We start from the raw sequence: 13,356 nt of genomic DNA, 5'->3' as shown, positions 1-13,356 counted from the left end.
AATCTTGAGGCGCCTTTTCAAGTGGGTCCGTTTTCACACACATAGTAGCATGGCTGCACCCGCTTGTAAAACCAGTCCTTTTATTAAAAAAACCGACTAAAAAGGCTATGTATCAACAAATAAATAAGAATCTATCTAAAATTGGACTGGTTTTATGAGCCATAGTCATCTTTTTTTGGACCAAATTGACAGCGGTTGCTCTGCGTGTTTCAATGGCTATATCAACTAGATACAAAAATTGGAGTGAATAAAATGACACCAACGATCATCACCGACGTCAAATCCTTTGCGATCAAACCTGATCGCCATAACCTTGTTGTCGTTAAAGTAGAAACCAATAAAGGAATTTCCGGACTAGGCTGTAGTACGTTTCAATTTCGTCCTTTAGCAGTCAAAACAGTCGTTGACGAATATTTACGTCCCCTTCTGATGGGTAGAGACGCGAATGAAATCGAAGACATCTGGCAAGTCATGAATGTCAATTCCTATTGGCGCAACGGTCCGATCACAAACAATGCCATCTCTGGTGTTGATATGGCATTATGGGATATCAAGGGACAGTTAGCTGATATGCCTCTGTATCAACTGCTGGGGGGAAAAGCAAGAACCGCGATCCCTGCTTATACTCATGCGGTAGCAGATAATTTAGACGATCTCTATCACGAAATCGATCGTTTTTTGGCAGCCGGCTATCGCTATATTCGTTGCCAGCTCGGGTTCTATGGCGGGAATCCAAGCCAGTTGCAAACACCCGAAGAACCAATCTCCGGCTCTTACTTTGATCAGACAGATTATATGGAAACGACTTTGAAGATGTTCGCAGCGATCAAAGAAAAATATGGCAACCAATTTCAAATGCTGCATGATGTTCATGAACGCCTCCATCCGAATCAAGCCATTCAGTTCGCCAAAGCAGCAGAACCTTATCAGCTCTTTTTCTTGGAAGATATTCTGCCGCCTGACCAAAATCACTGGCTGACACAATTACGCAGTCAGTCAGCAACCCCCATTGCAACAGGTGAATTGTTCAATAATCCAATGGAATGGCAAGAACTAGTCAAAAATCGGCAGATCGATTTCATGCGGGCTCATGTATCACAGATTGGCGGCATTACGCCAGCATTGAAGCTAGCTCATTTTTGCGATGCGATGGGGGTTCGAATTGCCTGGCATACGCCTTCTGATATCAGTCCAGTCGGCTTGGCAGTCAATACGCATTTGAATATCCATCTGCACAATGCCGCGATCCAAGAAACGATCGAGTTGCCGGCAAATACCCAATCCGTGTTTGTTGGCAGTCCCCAACCCAAAGGCGGCTTCTTCTATCCAATGGAAAAAAGCGGGATCGGTATTACATTTGATGAAGAAGCTGCGGCTGATTTTCCGGTCGTTTACCGCCCCCATGAGTGGACACAAAGCAGAACGCCGGATGGTACACTAATCACACCTTAAATAATAATCCTAAAAAACTCAGCAGCCTGACTCAAATTGTTGAATCAGAGCTCTGAGTTTTTTTGATTTATCGTCTAGGAAATTTGTGGCTCTTCCTCTGCCGATCAATCGATGCGTGAACGATGGATTTCTCGATCGAAAGGTCGAATATAGGTGACTGCATAGTCGATGGCGACGATGTTGCTGAATTCATAGACCCGCCCATCTTCCAAAATTGCCCGATTCGTGATTTGCATCGCTGGGGTCCCCCGTTTGCACAGCAAGATTGCCGACTGGGCCATTGAAGTCGCAATCGGGGTATAACTGCTGATGTAGTGGGAAATCCGATATCCGCAACTCTCAACATAGCGCTGAATTGAATGTTCTACTACCTCTTGAGTGACATTAGGAAATAATCCTACCGGTAGCTTCGACGTTTCTAGCTGTTCAATCTTATAATTGACGATTCGCACCCGTTCAAAGGTCCAAACTTCTTCATTGTCTGCTAACTGAAAGATTTTTTGTTCATCTGGGGTAGCGGGTGCTTTACTCAAAGAAATCATTTTGGAGTGGATCCGAACGTAAGGAGTCCGTGTCAAGGAATTAAAGATCATGGGATTTTTGACCCACTTCTCATGGATAAAGATTCCCGATCCTTGGACCACACGAACGATGCCGATTTCTTCTAAATTTTTGATTGCTTGTTGAATCGTAAAGCGGGAAACGCCATAATTTCTGGCAAGTTCTCTTTGATTCGGTAATTTTCCTTCAATAAATTCTTCCTGATAAATTTTACTAAGCAAATCTTGAACGATAAATTCTCGTTTTTTCATAAAAACTCCCCTCACTTGCTCTCAGCTGTCGCCAGAACAGATAGCCCATCTTCTAGAGCGATTGAAAGATGCACCTCACAGCAGATAGAGCATCGTCGCTTGTCCAGTATCATTACGAACTATTGTACTCGAATGTACTCGAAAATCAATCTGTTGAATCATTGGCTCTAGAGTTAAAAAATTAGAATCTGTATCAAACCAGGCGTGTCGCCACAGAAATGAGTATTTCTATATCAGCTAGCTTGATGTAGTTCATGAATGGTCAACACCTTAATCAAACAAGGATCAATCAAAAAAGATGTCACGAACTGTTAAACAGATTCGTCACACCATCGTATGAATCGATTATTGCACTTATTCCGAGAAAAAAATTAGTCGGACGGATCAGATTCCCAGTAATCCCGGAGTTCTTCATTGATTGTTTCAACATTCACTGATTCTCTTTGTTCCTCTGGTTGCTCTTCGTTTGGCACATCACCAACCGCTTTTAGACAATCAGGCGTGACTGTTTCACCTGCTTCAGCAGCCGTCAGTATTTTCTCGATTTTTATTTTGTGGGTCCAGTCAGCACCCATGTCATAAATGTAGGTCAGTGTTTGACAGGTTTGGAAATCATGGTCGATCACTAATGCATTTGTAGGTTCCGTGTTCGGCACATCGATTGAATTATTGCCGGCAAGAAAAAGGTAGAGCTGCGAATCCTGCCATTGAAAAGCAATTTGGATCATATTATGGAGTTGTTCATAACTAATGCCTGCAGGAATGAGCATCCTTCGCCAAATCGGCGGCTTGAAACCTTCCAAATCAATACGGATTTGATATGCAGCGATTCTTTCTTCGCTAGCTTCAGGAACTTTTTTTATTGGAAAAGGGACGATTTTTGGCGATCGTTGATTTTCATAGGGATGTTCGATCGGAACCAAATCATGATCTTCCGGTTCGACATCATGAAGCATCTCTAGCATTGCCGCTTTCTTCTCTGAAGACCAGAAATGCGGTTTTGACATGCGAGAGTAAAACACAGGCTGTTTTTCTGCAAGAACAAAGATAATCTCTTGGTATTGTTCTTTTGTGATGTGCTGTTCTTTATACATGCAATAATAAAAATCTTCAATAGCTAATTTAGCAAAGGGGAGGAAATTCAAATCATAAGGAATCTCTTGAGGCATCATTTCCGTATAGACCCATTCGACAAACTCTTTGTCTGTCAGCATTCTTTTATTCGTCTTTTGTTCTGCACAAAAAATCAAATAAAAAACCGGATCTAAGTAATGATCTAAATCATCATTACTGACAACACTCGGACCACCGAACAACGCGACATGATCCATCATGTGATCGATTACTTTTGCTAATTTTTTCAATGTTTTTTCCAAAAAAATACCGCTCCTTTCTATCAGTTTAACTTTGACGAAAAGAGCAGTAATTGTCAATCTTTTTTTTAATGAGCAAGCATTTCCTGTGCAATTTCTAATCCAGACAGATCAGTCGGATAGAACGTTGGCCAATGATCCATTTCCGACAATAATGCTTCTTGACTTTCATTGCCAAAATAAAGGTGAAAATGATGGGAATCAGTTGGTGCAATCGAGTGATCGCTAAATTGAATATATTTGAAGGCTGCATCGTTATCTTTTGATTCAAACAAATAACGGACGCCGCGATTCCCTGCTTGGTAATTCAAGATCTTTTTGCCTACATATTGATAGGTTGCTTTCTTGGTTGTGCCATCTTCAAAGGTAAATGCCATCGTATCTCCTGTGATCGTAATTTCTGCAACATCTGTTTGGTAGCCAGTTGTATAATAGTCTTTGTATTCCTCGGCCGTCATGCTTTTATTCTGTTTTGCTTTGTAGTCAAAAACTTGATCCAGCGTGCCGTCTTTCAAATAAGGATAGACCGATTGCCACTCTCCCTTCCAGTCCGTGAGTGAGCGGTCTTGAACATCTGCGTCGTCGAAATACCCATTATAAACGGTTTTTTCTTTCTCTGCTTCTTTCACTTCTTTCTCATTGGCTTGTGAAGTAGTCAGCATCAATGCGTCTCGGTTTTGTTCCATGATGGAAATGTAATCTTCCCCACGATCCATTTGTTCCTGTGTCAATCCTTCCAGCGGATTCAAAACGGATAAATCGACACCAGCTTCTGTTGCCAGTGTTTTGGCAATACTGTCTTTGGCATTTTCTTCAAAGTAAATCGTCTTGATCCCGGTATCTTCTACAAAATGCTTCAACTCAGCAATACGTGCCGCTGAAGGCTCTTCATTGGGAGACAGTCCAGCAATCGGAACTTGTGTCAGTCCGTATTCCAAAGCGAGGTAGCCAAAAGCAGCATGCTGGGTGACAAAATGCGTTTGCTTGGCATTCTTAAATGCTGACTGATAAGAATCATCCAATGACTGCAATTTTTCTAAATAGGCCGCAGCATTCCTTTCAAAAGCAGCTTTCTTTTCTGGATAAGCCCTGCTTAGCTGATCACGAATGCTTGCTACTTGTTTGATTGCAAGGCTTGGTGCTAGCCAGACATGAGGATCTAATTCATGAGAGTGCCCTTCTTCATGATCCTGCTCGTGATCGTGGTCATGCTCTTCATCACCCGGCAGCAACACCATCCCCTCCGTAGCTTTCACAACGGTGACATCTCCTTCTTTCAATGTAGATTCAATGGCAGGAACCCACATTTCCATGTTCTCATTATTGTAAACAAAGACATCCGCTTCTTGGATTTTTGCCATATCTTTAGCCGATGGTTCATAGTCATGTGAGTCTGTTCCTGCCGGCATCAACAATTCGACATTGCCTTCATTTCCCACCACATTGCGAGTAAAATCATACATAGGATAAAAACTAGCGAGGACTTGAATCGTTGGATCACTTGATTGTTCTGTCTGTTCATTCGCTGATTCCTTTGTCACACTGCAAGCAGCCAACCCTATGGTTAAAAGCGAAATACCTGTTATTTTTAAAAATTTATTCATCTCTTTACCAGCACCCCTTTTTTGATTTAGCAAAACGATCATTTCTCCTAAAAAAAACACCAGAGAGCCTGTTACGATTTACTTTACACAAATCGTAACACTTACGTTTTACTTTTGATTATTTACTTTACACAAGGGAAAACAATCTGTCAACACCTAAAAAGATGTTTTTTTATATGTCTATTCTTTCATATCTGCAGTGATTCATTTGTCTTTTTGCTCGCGCTGTCTGACTTGTTCTTTCAAATCGTCTGTGCTACACTCAGAAAGTAATTGAATCGAATTATCCACTAGGGGCGCTTTATGCTGAGATAGACAGTTTGTCTGGTCCCTTTGAACCTGATTTGGTTAATACCAACGTAGGGAAGTGGTTGCGCAGCTTATTTCGCGTTCCCATTTTTCTGTCTACCCGTGGATAGAAAAGGAGGAACGCTTTTTTTGTAGACAGAAAATCATTCGAAAGGAAGAATACTATGGAAAATTGTTCAATGAATCAAATCGATATCACGGGATGCCGCATCAGTCTTTATCCAATGAAAGATGATTTTGCCTCTCACATTCTTCGAAGCATCAAAGAGACCGATACCACAGCCGTTTGGCAGCAGACAGATCTTTTCAGTACACTCTACCGTGGTGAAGCTGCCAGTGTGATTGATGCGGCAGCAGCTCTTTTTGTCAATGCCTATGACCCAAAAACACATTTGGTCGGTGAGTTCACTTTTTCGAAAGGCTGTCCAGGAGATCTGGCTGGTGATGCCTTTCTCAGCGGCAAGCATGAACGGCCAAATCATCAGCAAATTACTGCAAAAGGTACGTTCATCGTTCAGTGCAAATATTCTTTTTATGTCTTTGGACGTGAAGATTATATGGAAGAAATTGCGCATATCGTCTCGTTGGCGGATGCCATGGGCTTACAACCGCAATCGGCCCATTACGTGACGCTGCTATCTGGCACAGCCGCTCAATTATTCGCCTATTTTGAACAAGCACTGGCCTATGCACACGAAAAGCTGCCTCATTATGTTCTTGAAGGAACCGTTTCAGTCAATAGTCCCTCGTTGAAGGAGGCCTCTTTGCATGAGTAAGTGGCAATTAAAGGATGTGATCATGGTAGGCATCGTTTCTCTCGTATTCGGTGTCGTTTATTTAGGGGCCGTTCACTTGGGGGTTTTACTCAGCACCTTGTTAACTCCATTTGGCCTCGCCATTCTAGCGAATGAATTTCTCTTTGGGATTTGGTTTATGGCGTCTGCATTTGCCGGTTACGTACTAAGAAAACCAGGTGCAGCCACGATTACTGAAATGATCGCCGCTTTGTTGGAGGTTTTCATGGGTAACTTTTATGGTCCAATTATCTTTGTCAGCGGCTTTCTTCAAGGAATCGGCACAGAGGCTGGCTTTGCCGCTTTTCGCTATCGAAAATTTGGCTGGTCTTCTTTGATCCTGGGAGCTTTGGGAGCGACTGTCACCAGTTTTATTTGGGGCATGATCCGTTCCAGCTTTCTTGATTTAAAGTGGCAATTACTGCTGACTATTTTCGTGATCCGTCTGCTTTCCGCGCTCCTTTTTTCAGCTGTCCTTGTTAAAGTGGTTTGTGATCACTTAGCAAAAATGGGGGTTTTGAATAGCTATCCGATTGCTCAACATACTCGCTTCAAACAAAGCCGTGTGAAAGAATGAGTTTAGCACTAGACTCCTGTGTCTTTACGATTGATGAGCAAAAACTTACCGCTACCTTTGAATTAGCTCCTGGGGAAATCAAAGGGATCTATGGTCCTTCTGGTTCAGGAAAAAGTACGTTTTTTCGCTTATTAGCCGGTTTGTCGGATCAAGGGTTCGAATCTGGACACTATGTGATCGATGAGAAAGATTTTACTGATTTATCCCCTATACAACGGATTGCATCCGTTAGTTTGATGTTTCAAAATCCCGATACGCAGTTTTGTATGCGAACTCCCCGAGAAGAGCTGTTATTTTGTTTGGAAAACAGAGCCATTCCATTAAACGAAATGACTCGTCGTATTGAGACAGCACTCGATTTTTGCGAGATTCGTCATTTAGAAGATCGAGTGCTGACAACCCTCTCAGGTGGGGAGAAACAACTAGTAGCGTTAGCATGCTGTCTTGTTTTAGAAAGCCGCTATCTTCTATTAGATGAACCTTTCGCTAATCTCGATTCGCTGACCGCCCAATCATTGATTGAAAAATTAACAGAAATTCAACAAAAAAAGAAAATCGGAATTCTTTTAATCGACCATCAAGTAGCACCGGTCGCTGACTGGGTGCAGGAATGGCTCCTATTAACAGATGCTTTTCAGTCGGTTCCTTCTCAGTTGCTTTTAGAGCAAGAAGAGCAGCTAAGACAAACTATGATTAAACCGTCCCCCACTTTTATTGAGCCGCAGCCCCTCTTGCGGTTTGAAAATTTTCGTTTGCCAATTGGCAGACATTCTCTGCTGATCAAAGACGAAGTCTTTTCGACCGGAGAACGAATAGGCATCACAGGAAAAAGCGGGATAGGAAAATCAACCTTTTTTAAAGCCCTGTTGCAGCAAGTTCCCTATGATGGAACGATCTATTACCAAGAGCAATGCTTGACCTCTCGCAGTCGTCCTTTCGATCGGATGAGCTGGGTCATGCAAAACCCGCAGGATCAGTTTCTAGCTTCCTCCGTGGCACAAGAATTAGCCAATGGTCAAGAAAGAGAGGATCTCTCTGAAAAGCTGAACCAATTGGGACTATGGGAGAAACAGGAAGATTCTCCTTTCCTATTAAGCCAAGGACAACAACGGCGATTAGCTGTTGCCTGTTTGATCGATCGTGAGATCCCGATTTTGCTTGTTGATGAGCCAACCTATGGACAAGATTTGCGGCAGTCTTGGCAATTGATGTCGTTATTGGCAGACAAAGCGGCCAGCGGTACACTGGTCTTCATCATTAGCCATGATTTGCGTCTTCTGTCAGATTTTTGTGACCGAACATTCGATTTCAATCATTTTGTAAAGGAGTCTTCCAATGAAGTACCGAAACCCAACAGTCAAGCTGCTGACTTTATCCGCGCTGGCTTTGCTCGTCTCTTTTCAAGATAATTTATTGCTAAATAGCAGTTTGACTTTATTTTTCTTGTTGCTGCTCTTGGTTTATCTGCCTCTGAAAAAATTGCTCAAGTTACTTTTTCTCTTGTCTTTAAGTGCAGTCGGGATCTTTTTTACCGGGCTATTATTTTTCCAAGAAGGTCAAAACGGCAGCACGACAGCGGCATATGCCTATGGCATTCGTCTCGCCAGTCGCGTTTATTGTTTTGGGACATTAGGAAGTGTCTTTGCCGCTACGACCTCACTAACAGAGCTGATCTATTCTTTGCAACAGCAACTTCGCTTGCCTCCTGTTTTTGCTTATGGCTTAATGGCAGCCTTTCATATGGCACCTATGATTCCTAAAGAGTACCGCAACATCCAGTTTAGTCTTAAATCTCGAGGAATCACTTATTCCAAACTATCCTTAAAACCACTGATTCCACTGATGGTCAAATCGATCCGCTGGTCAGAACTTCTAGCTGCAGCCATGGAATCTCGCGGATTTGTCGGTGATGCACCTCGAACCTATGCAGTGAATTATTCAGTCACCCTTAAGGATTGGTTGTTTGGACTTGGACTTCTTGGCGCTGGATTGATCCTTACTTTGCTTCCAGTATGAAGCTAAAAAAAGGGATAGAATAAACAACAAATCTGATTCTAAACAAAAAGATACCGCAAACAGGACAGCACTTGCTGAACTTGTTTGCGGTATTTGTTATTGATCAGTGGAACTTACATTACCATTCGTTTCCCTTGTTTGATCTGAGAAATCATCACCAAAAAAGTGGTTGCTGTAATATAAATGGTGAAAACCAAATAAAGCTTTTTTACAATAGAAACAGTTTCGCTCGTGACTAGATGACCGATTCGAGGCAAATGGAACAAAGGTTGGCCAAGTAATTGACTTTTTCTGATTTTGGTCGTTTCCATGTGGTCTTGATTGTCTCCGATCGTATACATCACTTGCTCATTTTGATCAATTGCAGCAATTCGCCGCGTGTATATTTGTTCCCCTTGATTCACAAAATAAGTGATTGCATCGCCGACAATCAAATTTTCTGCATCCACACTTTTAACAAATAATAAACTTCCAGAGGAATATGTTGGTTCCATTGCGTCACTCTTCACAATAGCGATGCGTAACCCTAACATTTTTGGAATAACAATCATGAGTAAAGAAAGAAGCATAATAATTAATGTTGTAAAAGAAAGAAGGATACTTGTTTTAGAAATTTTTTTCATCACAGTTCTCCTTTATTTTTGATATTTTTGTATATTACGTTTATATTATAACGATTAATGATTTTTTTCAAATAATATGAGTCCGCTTTTTTAAATGATTTTTTTATTAGTTATTTTATTATTTCTGGTATAACACCCATTATCATTTGACTTAATCAATTGTTTTGTTTTATTCTAGACGTGAATAAAAAAACAGGAGAATTCATATATGTTTAAAAAAATAACAAACTAAACTTGAAGAATGCAATTCCCTTCTTAACGATTTCTGCTTTTTCTCTGGGAATTATCTTTTTCTATATTTCTGCTCTGATTAATCCAGTGATCAGTCTTCCTTCTATTGAAAAACAGGAAGATTGGCTGTATTATTCTGCAGCAGAACCAGAAACAACTTTCGACAGTAACTATGTGAATTTTTTGCCTAATATTCCTACCAATGAAAATTTGGTAATGGAACGTAAAATCACCAATGAGCACTACTACCCGACATTGCTGTTGGTGGGCGATCATCAGAAAATGACGGTTTATTTAAATGATAAACTTTTATATACCAATAAAAAAGAAGTAGCAGATGGTCTTGTGAATCCTGGGAAAACCCTCTCTTTTGTCACCTTGCCAGAAAATTACCAAGGCCAAACACTACGTATCTATGTATCTAGTCCTTTCAAAAATTATTCAGGATATCCCGCTGAGGTCTTTCTTGGTTCTTCAAACGCTTTAGTCAGTTATGTCTTTCGTCATTCGATTCCCAATATTTTCATGCTTCTTCTGACAGGTTTTATCAGCTTGCTTAATTTGATTTATGTAGGGATTAAATTAGTTAAGAAACGAAAATTACTCGTTTCGAAATTATTATTCAGTGCTTTTGCACTGTCAGCTGGACTAGAAGCCGGTTTTGGCGATATTCTTGGAGGGTTGCTCTTTAACCCCACCATAAATTCAGTGATGTTGAATGTCTTATCGATCATTACCCCAATGTTCTTGATCGGCTTTTATTTATCGAAAATGGAAGTTCTTCAACAGAAGTACAAGATTTGGGTGATCTTCCATGGCATTTGTGGTGCAGCAGCCATTTTATCTGTCTTTTCCCATCAACTCCACTTGCCGGAGATTATGGATTATATCCATTTACTGAATATTTTTAGCACTTTTGTGACATCCTTTGCTGCCATCTATGAAGCGGTTAAAAAGAATCAATTTTTTGTTCTTTGTTCTCCCTGGATCGTTTTATCCGCGATTGGTCACTGCTTTATCTACATTCAAGATGTCCTAAACAGCGATCAATCAAAAATCAATTGGAATACGATTTTCTTCGTACTCTTGATTATTGTCTGCTGGTGCTATGATTTGCTGCGTTTGTTTTTCTATAATGAGGGGAAAACAAAAAAACAGGATATCGCAGGACTCAAGATTCGCTTGTATGAAGAACAACAACCGATAATTCAACAACAAATCAATCAATGGCAACAAGCTTTTCTCGGTTTTCGCAAACAGTTGAATACTGCAAAAGTCATGCTGGAAGACAACAGTTTGCTGGGAGCTTTTGATCAAATCAACCTAATCGAGCAGACGCTAGAAGAATCCTGTCCAATCAAAAGTGAAGATCATTCTCTAACAACCCTGCTATTGACAAGTTATCAGCAATTGACTCAGCAAAAAAGCATTGAATTCTCTTATGATGTGGATATTCCCGCAATCAAAGAACTAGCTGAAGAAGATTTTCTACAATTATTTGCTCATTTAATGGACTATGCAATTCGGGAAACGTATCTACTCAAAGATCGCGCCCTGCGGAAGATTCATCTAAGTGCTATCAAACAGCAGAATCAGTTGTTCGTCAGCTGTCAGTTTCCAACTTTGGCTACTTCGGAAAAAGAAGCCATACCGAATATTGAAACCTTTGAAGAAGAAAACTATTTTGATCTTCAGATTATTGAAAAACTGACCCAGCAAAATTTTGGGTCTTGCTCGGTCTTACATGAGGAACAAGCCACTCGTTTTTCTCTGACATTTTCTTCAGATGGGTTGCCAGATTTCCTAGAGCTAGTCAGTAATGAATAACAAAATGACAAAAAAAGCTTGCTTTTTTCCGAGTTTCGATTTAGCATGAATGTAAGATTTGGATCAGTATTCTTATGATGGTTAAAGAGAGTTGGAGCAAGCTGGAAATCCAATACCCGCTAATAAGAAGAACCTGCCAATGGTAGTGACCGCAAAACGGTCGGTGTGAAGACCTTATCCTTCATGAGTTGGACTAGCAATAGTCAACAAAGGTGGTACCGCGAAATCCAAGCATTTCGTCCTTTTTATAGGACGGAATGCTTTTTTATTTTTTAAGGAGGAAAAACAATGACACAAAAAAATGATTTTACAGAATGGTACATTCAGACCATTCAAAAAGCCGAATTGATGGCTTATTCGCCAGTTAAAGGATCAATCATCTTCCGTCCTGATGGCTTTGAGCTATGGGAACATATTCAAGAAGAATTTAATCGCTTTTTAAAAGCAGAAGGCATTCGCAATGCGTATTTCCCAATGCTGATCCCCCAAAGTTTTTTCATGAAAGAAGCGGATCACATTGAAGGATTTGCTCCTGAATTGCCTTGGGTGACAGAAGTCGGTAATGAAAAATTAGAAGAACCATTAGCATTGCGTCCTACTTCTGAAACTATGATCGGTTCAGCCTTTTCTGATTGGATCAATTCTTACCGTGATCTACCATATGAAATCAATCAATGGGCCAATGTTTTTCGTTGGGAAAAGAAAACACTGCCTTTTCTCCGCACTTCTGAATTCTTATGGCAAGAAGGACATACCGCCCATGAAGATGAAGCAGATGCAAGAAAGCGGACGTTAGGAATTTTGGATGAATATGCACGTCTTTGCGAAGAATTTTTAGCCATTCCAGTGTACAAAGGACAAAAAACACCTTCTGAACGTTTTGCTGGCGCGGTGGATACCTACTCCATCGAAGCCATGATGAAAGATGGAAAAGCTGTCCAAGCCGGTACGAGCCATTATATGGGGACGAAATTTGCAGAAGCTTTCGATATTACTTATTTATCGAAAGAAAACAAACATACCTATGCACATACAACTTCTTGGGGTGTTTCTACACGTTTGTTAGGCGCATTGATCATGACTCACGGTGATGAAAACGGATTGGTTTTCCCACCAACGATCGCCCCTACGCAAATCGTCTTGATGCCAGTCGGACCTTGGAAGAAAAATCCTGCCATTTTAGAAAAATTGGAAGAGTTGTTTGCATCTTTCAAAGCCAAAGGTATTCGTGTTCGCTTAGACGATTCTGACAATTCGCCAGGTTACAAATTTAACGAGTGGGAATTAAAGGGCGCTTGCTTACGAATCGAATGTGGTCCAAGAGATTTAGAAAATGGGCATGTAATGGTCAAAGTCCGTGATCTTGCCGAAAAACAAACCGTAGCATTTGATGACCTTGCTGATTTCGTGGATCAGCAATTGGCTGCGATGACACCACGTTTGCTTGAAGCAGCTCGTAACAGAAACAAAGAGAACGAGTATTACGATATCGAAACACTGGAAGAGTTAAAAACACATATCGAAACCTGCAAAAAAGAAGATAAAGTCACTGGTTTTGTCTTAATTGGTTGGGACGGGACAGAAGAAACTGAAGCCAAGATCAAAGAAGAAACTGGCTTTACTACCAGAAATATCCCATTTGAAGCTCCTATGGAAAAAACAGTTGACATCGTCAGCGGGAAACCTGCTAAACACACCGTTTGGATTGCCCGAGCTTACTAAGCAAAGAGCAAAAAGA

Annotated in this window: 11 protein-coding genes, 1 riboswitch and 1 other annotated feature; of the genes, 7 read left to right on the top strand and 4 right to left on the bottom strand. The window is 40.9% G+C overall.

What is annotated here, in order from left to right; all coding sequences use genetic code 11:
* Positions 1–252 precede the first annotated feature (252 nt).
* Positions 253–1,452 (top strand): enolase C-terminal domain-like protein, encoded by a 1,200-nt coding sequence (locus tag IGJ28_RS09600; RefSeq protein WP_103300033.1) that lies wholly within the window; start codon positions 253–255, stop codon positions 1,450–1,452.
* A gap of 104 nt (positions 1,453–1,556) precedes the next feature.
* Here the strand turns inward: IGJ28_RS09600 and IGJ28_RS09595 are convergent, their stop codons facing one another.
* From IGJ28_RS09595 to IGJ28_RS09585, 3 genes are all read right to left on the bottom strand, one after another.
* Positions 1,557–2,264, bottom strand: coding sequence for a GntR family transcriptional regulator (locus IGJ28_RS09595; protein WP_252711852.1), 708 nt, complete (start codon positions 2,262–2,264; stop codon positions 1,557–1,559).
* 371 nt (positions 2,265–2,635) lie between these two features.
* Positions 2,636–3,640 (bottom strand): plasmid pRiA4b ORF-3 family protein, encoded by a 1,005-nt coding sequence (locus IGJ28_RS09590; RefSeq protein WP_005472426.1) that lies wholly within the window; start codon positions 3,638–3,640, stop codon positions 2,636–2,638.
* A gap of 65 nt (positions 3,641–3,705) precedes the next feature.
* Positions 3,706–5,241 (bottom strand): zinc ABC transporter substrate-binding protein AdcA, encoded by a 1,536-nt coding sequence (locus IGJ28_RS09585; protein WP_252711850.1) that lies wholly within the window; start codon positions 5,239–5,241, stop codon positions 3,706–3,708.
* Positions 5,242–5,523: 282 nt separating this feature from the next.
* A riboswitch (TPP riboswitch) is annotated at positions 5,524–5,624 on the top strand.
* A gap of 90 nt (positions 5,625–5,714) precedes the next feature.
* On the opposite strand from IGJ28_RS09585, the gene IGJ28_RS09580 reads away from it, so the two are divergent.
* Genes IGJ28_RS09580 through IGJ28_RS09565 form a run of 4 tightly spaced genes read left to right on the top strand, consistent with a single transcriptional unit; the run spans position 5,715 to position 8,937 of the window.
* Complete coding sequence (locus IGJ28_RS09580) at positions 5,715–6,326, top strand: YkoF family thiamine/hydroxymethylpyrimidine-binding protein (protein WP_003127122.1); 612 nt, start codon at positions 5,715–5,717, stop codon at positions 6,324–6,326.
* Positions 6,319–6,921, top strand: coding sequence for an ECF transporter S component (locus IGJ28_RS09575; protein WP_103300031.1), 603 nt, complete (start codon positions 6,319–6,321; stop codon positions 6,919–6,921). The genes IGJ28_RS09580 and IGJ28_RS09575 overlap by 8 nt, the downstream gene beginning before the upstream one ends.
* Positions 6,918–8,330, top strand: coding sequence for an ATP-binding cassette domain-containing protein (locus IGJ28_RS09570; protein ID WP_252711849.1), 1,413 nt, complete (start codon positions 6,918–6,920; stop codon positions 8,328–8,330). Before IGJ28_RS09575 ends, IGJ28_RS09570 begins: the two co-directional genes overlap by 4 nt.
* Positions 8,257–8,937, top strand: coding sequence for an energy-coupling factor transporter transmembrane component T (locus IGJ28_RS09565; protein ID WP_040013728.1), 681 nt, complete (start codon positions 8,257–8,259; stop codon positions 8,935–8,937). The genes IGJ28_RS09570 and IGJ28_RS09565 overlap by 74 nt, the downstream gene beginning before the upstream one ends.
* 113 nt (positions 8,938–9,050) lie before the next feature.
* On the opposite strand, the gene IGJ28_RS09560 is transcribed toward IGJ28_RS09565, so the two are convergent.
* Positions 9,051–9,560, bottom strand: a complete 510-nt coding sequence (locus IGJ28_RS09560; protein ID WP_103300029.1) for a signal peptidase I — start codon at positions 9,558–9,560, stop codon at positions 9,051–9,053.
* Between the two features lie 234 nt (positions 9,561–9,794).
* Between IGJ28_RS09560 and IGJ28_RS09555 the strand changes: the two genes are divergently transcribed.
* Together IGJ28_RS09555 and proS are read left to right on the top strand one after the other, a co-directional pair.
* Entirely contained in the window at positions 9,795–11,618 is a 1,824-nt protein-coding gene (locus IGJ28_RS09555) for a hypothetical protein (protein ID WP_252711848.1), read from the top strand.
* A 44-nt stretch (positions 11,619–11,662) separates the two neighbouring features.
* Positions 11,663–11,865 (top strand) — a binding site (T-box leader).
* A 41-nt stretch (positions 11,866–11,906) separates the two neighbouring features.
* On the top strand, positions 11,907–13,340 hold the full coding sequence (gene proS / locus IGJ28_RS09550; RefSeq protein ID WP_156247323.1) for a proline--tRNA ligase: 1,434 nt from the start codon (positions 11,907–11,909) through the stop codon (positions 13,338–13,340).
* Positions 13,341–13,356 lie beyond the last annotated feature (16 nt).

This window comes from Enterococcus sp. AZ091 (assembly GCF_051714805.1).
In the GTDB taxonomy this organism is placed as follows: domain Bacteria; phylum Bacillota; class Bacilli; order Lactobacillales; family Enterococcaceae; genus Enterococcus_D; species Enterococcus_D gallinarum.
This window is presented reverse-complemented; position numbering and strand designations above follow the sequence as displayed.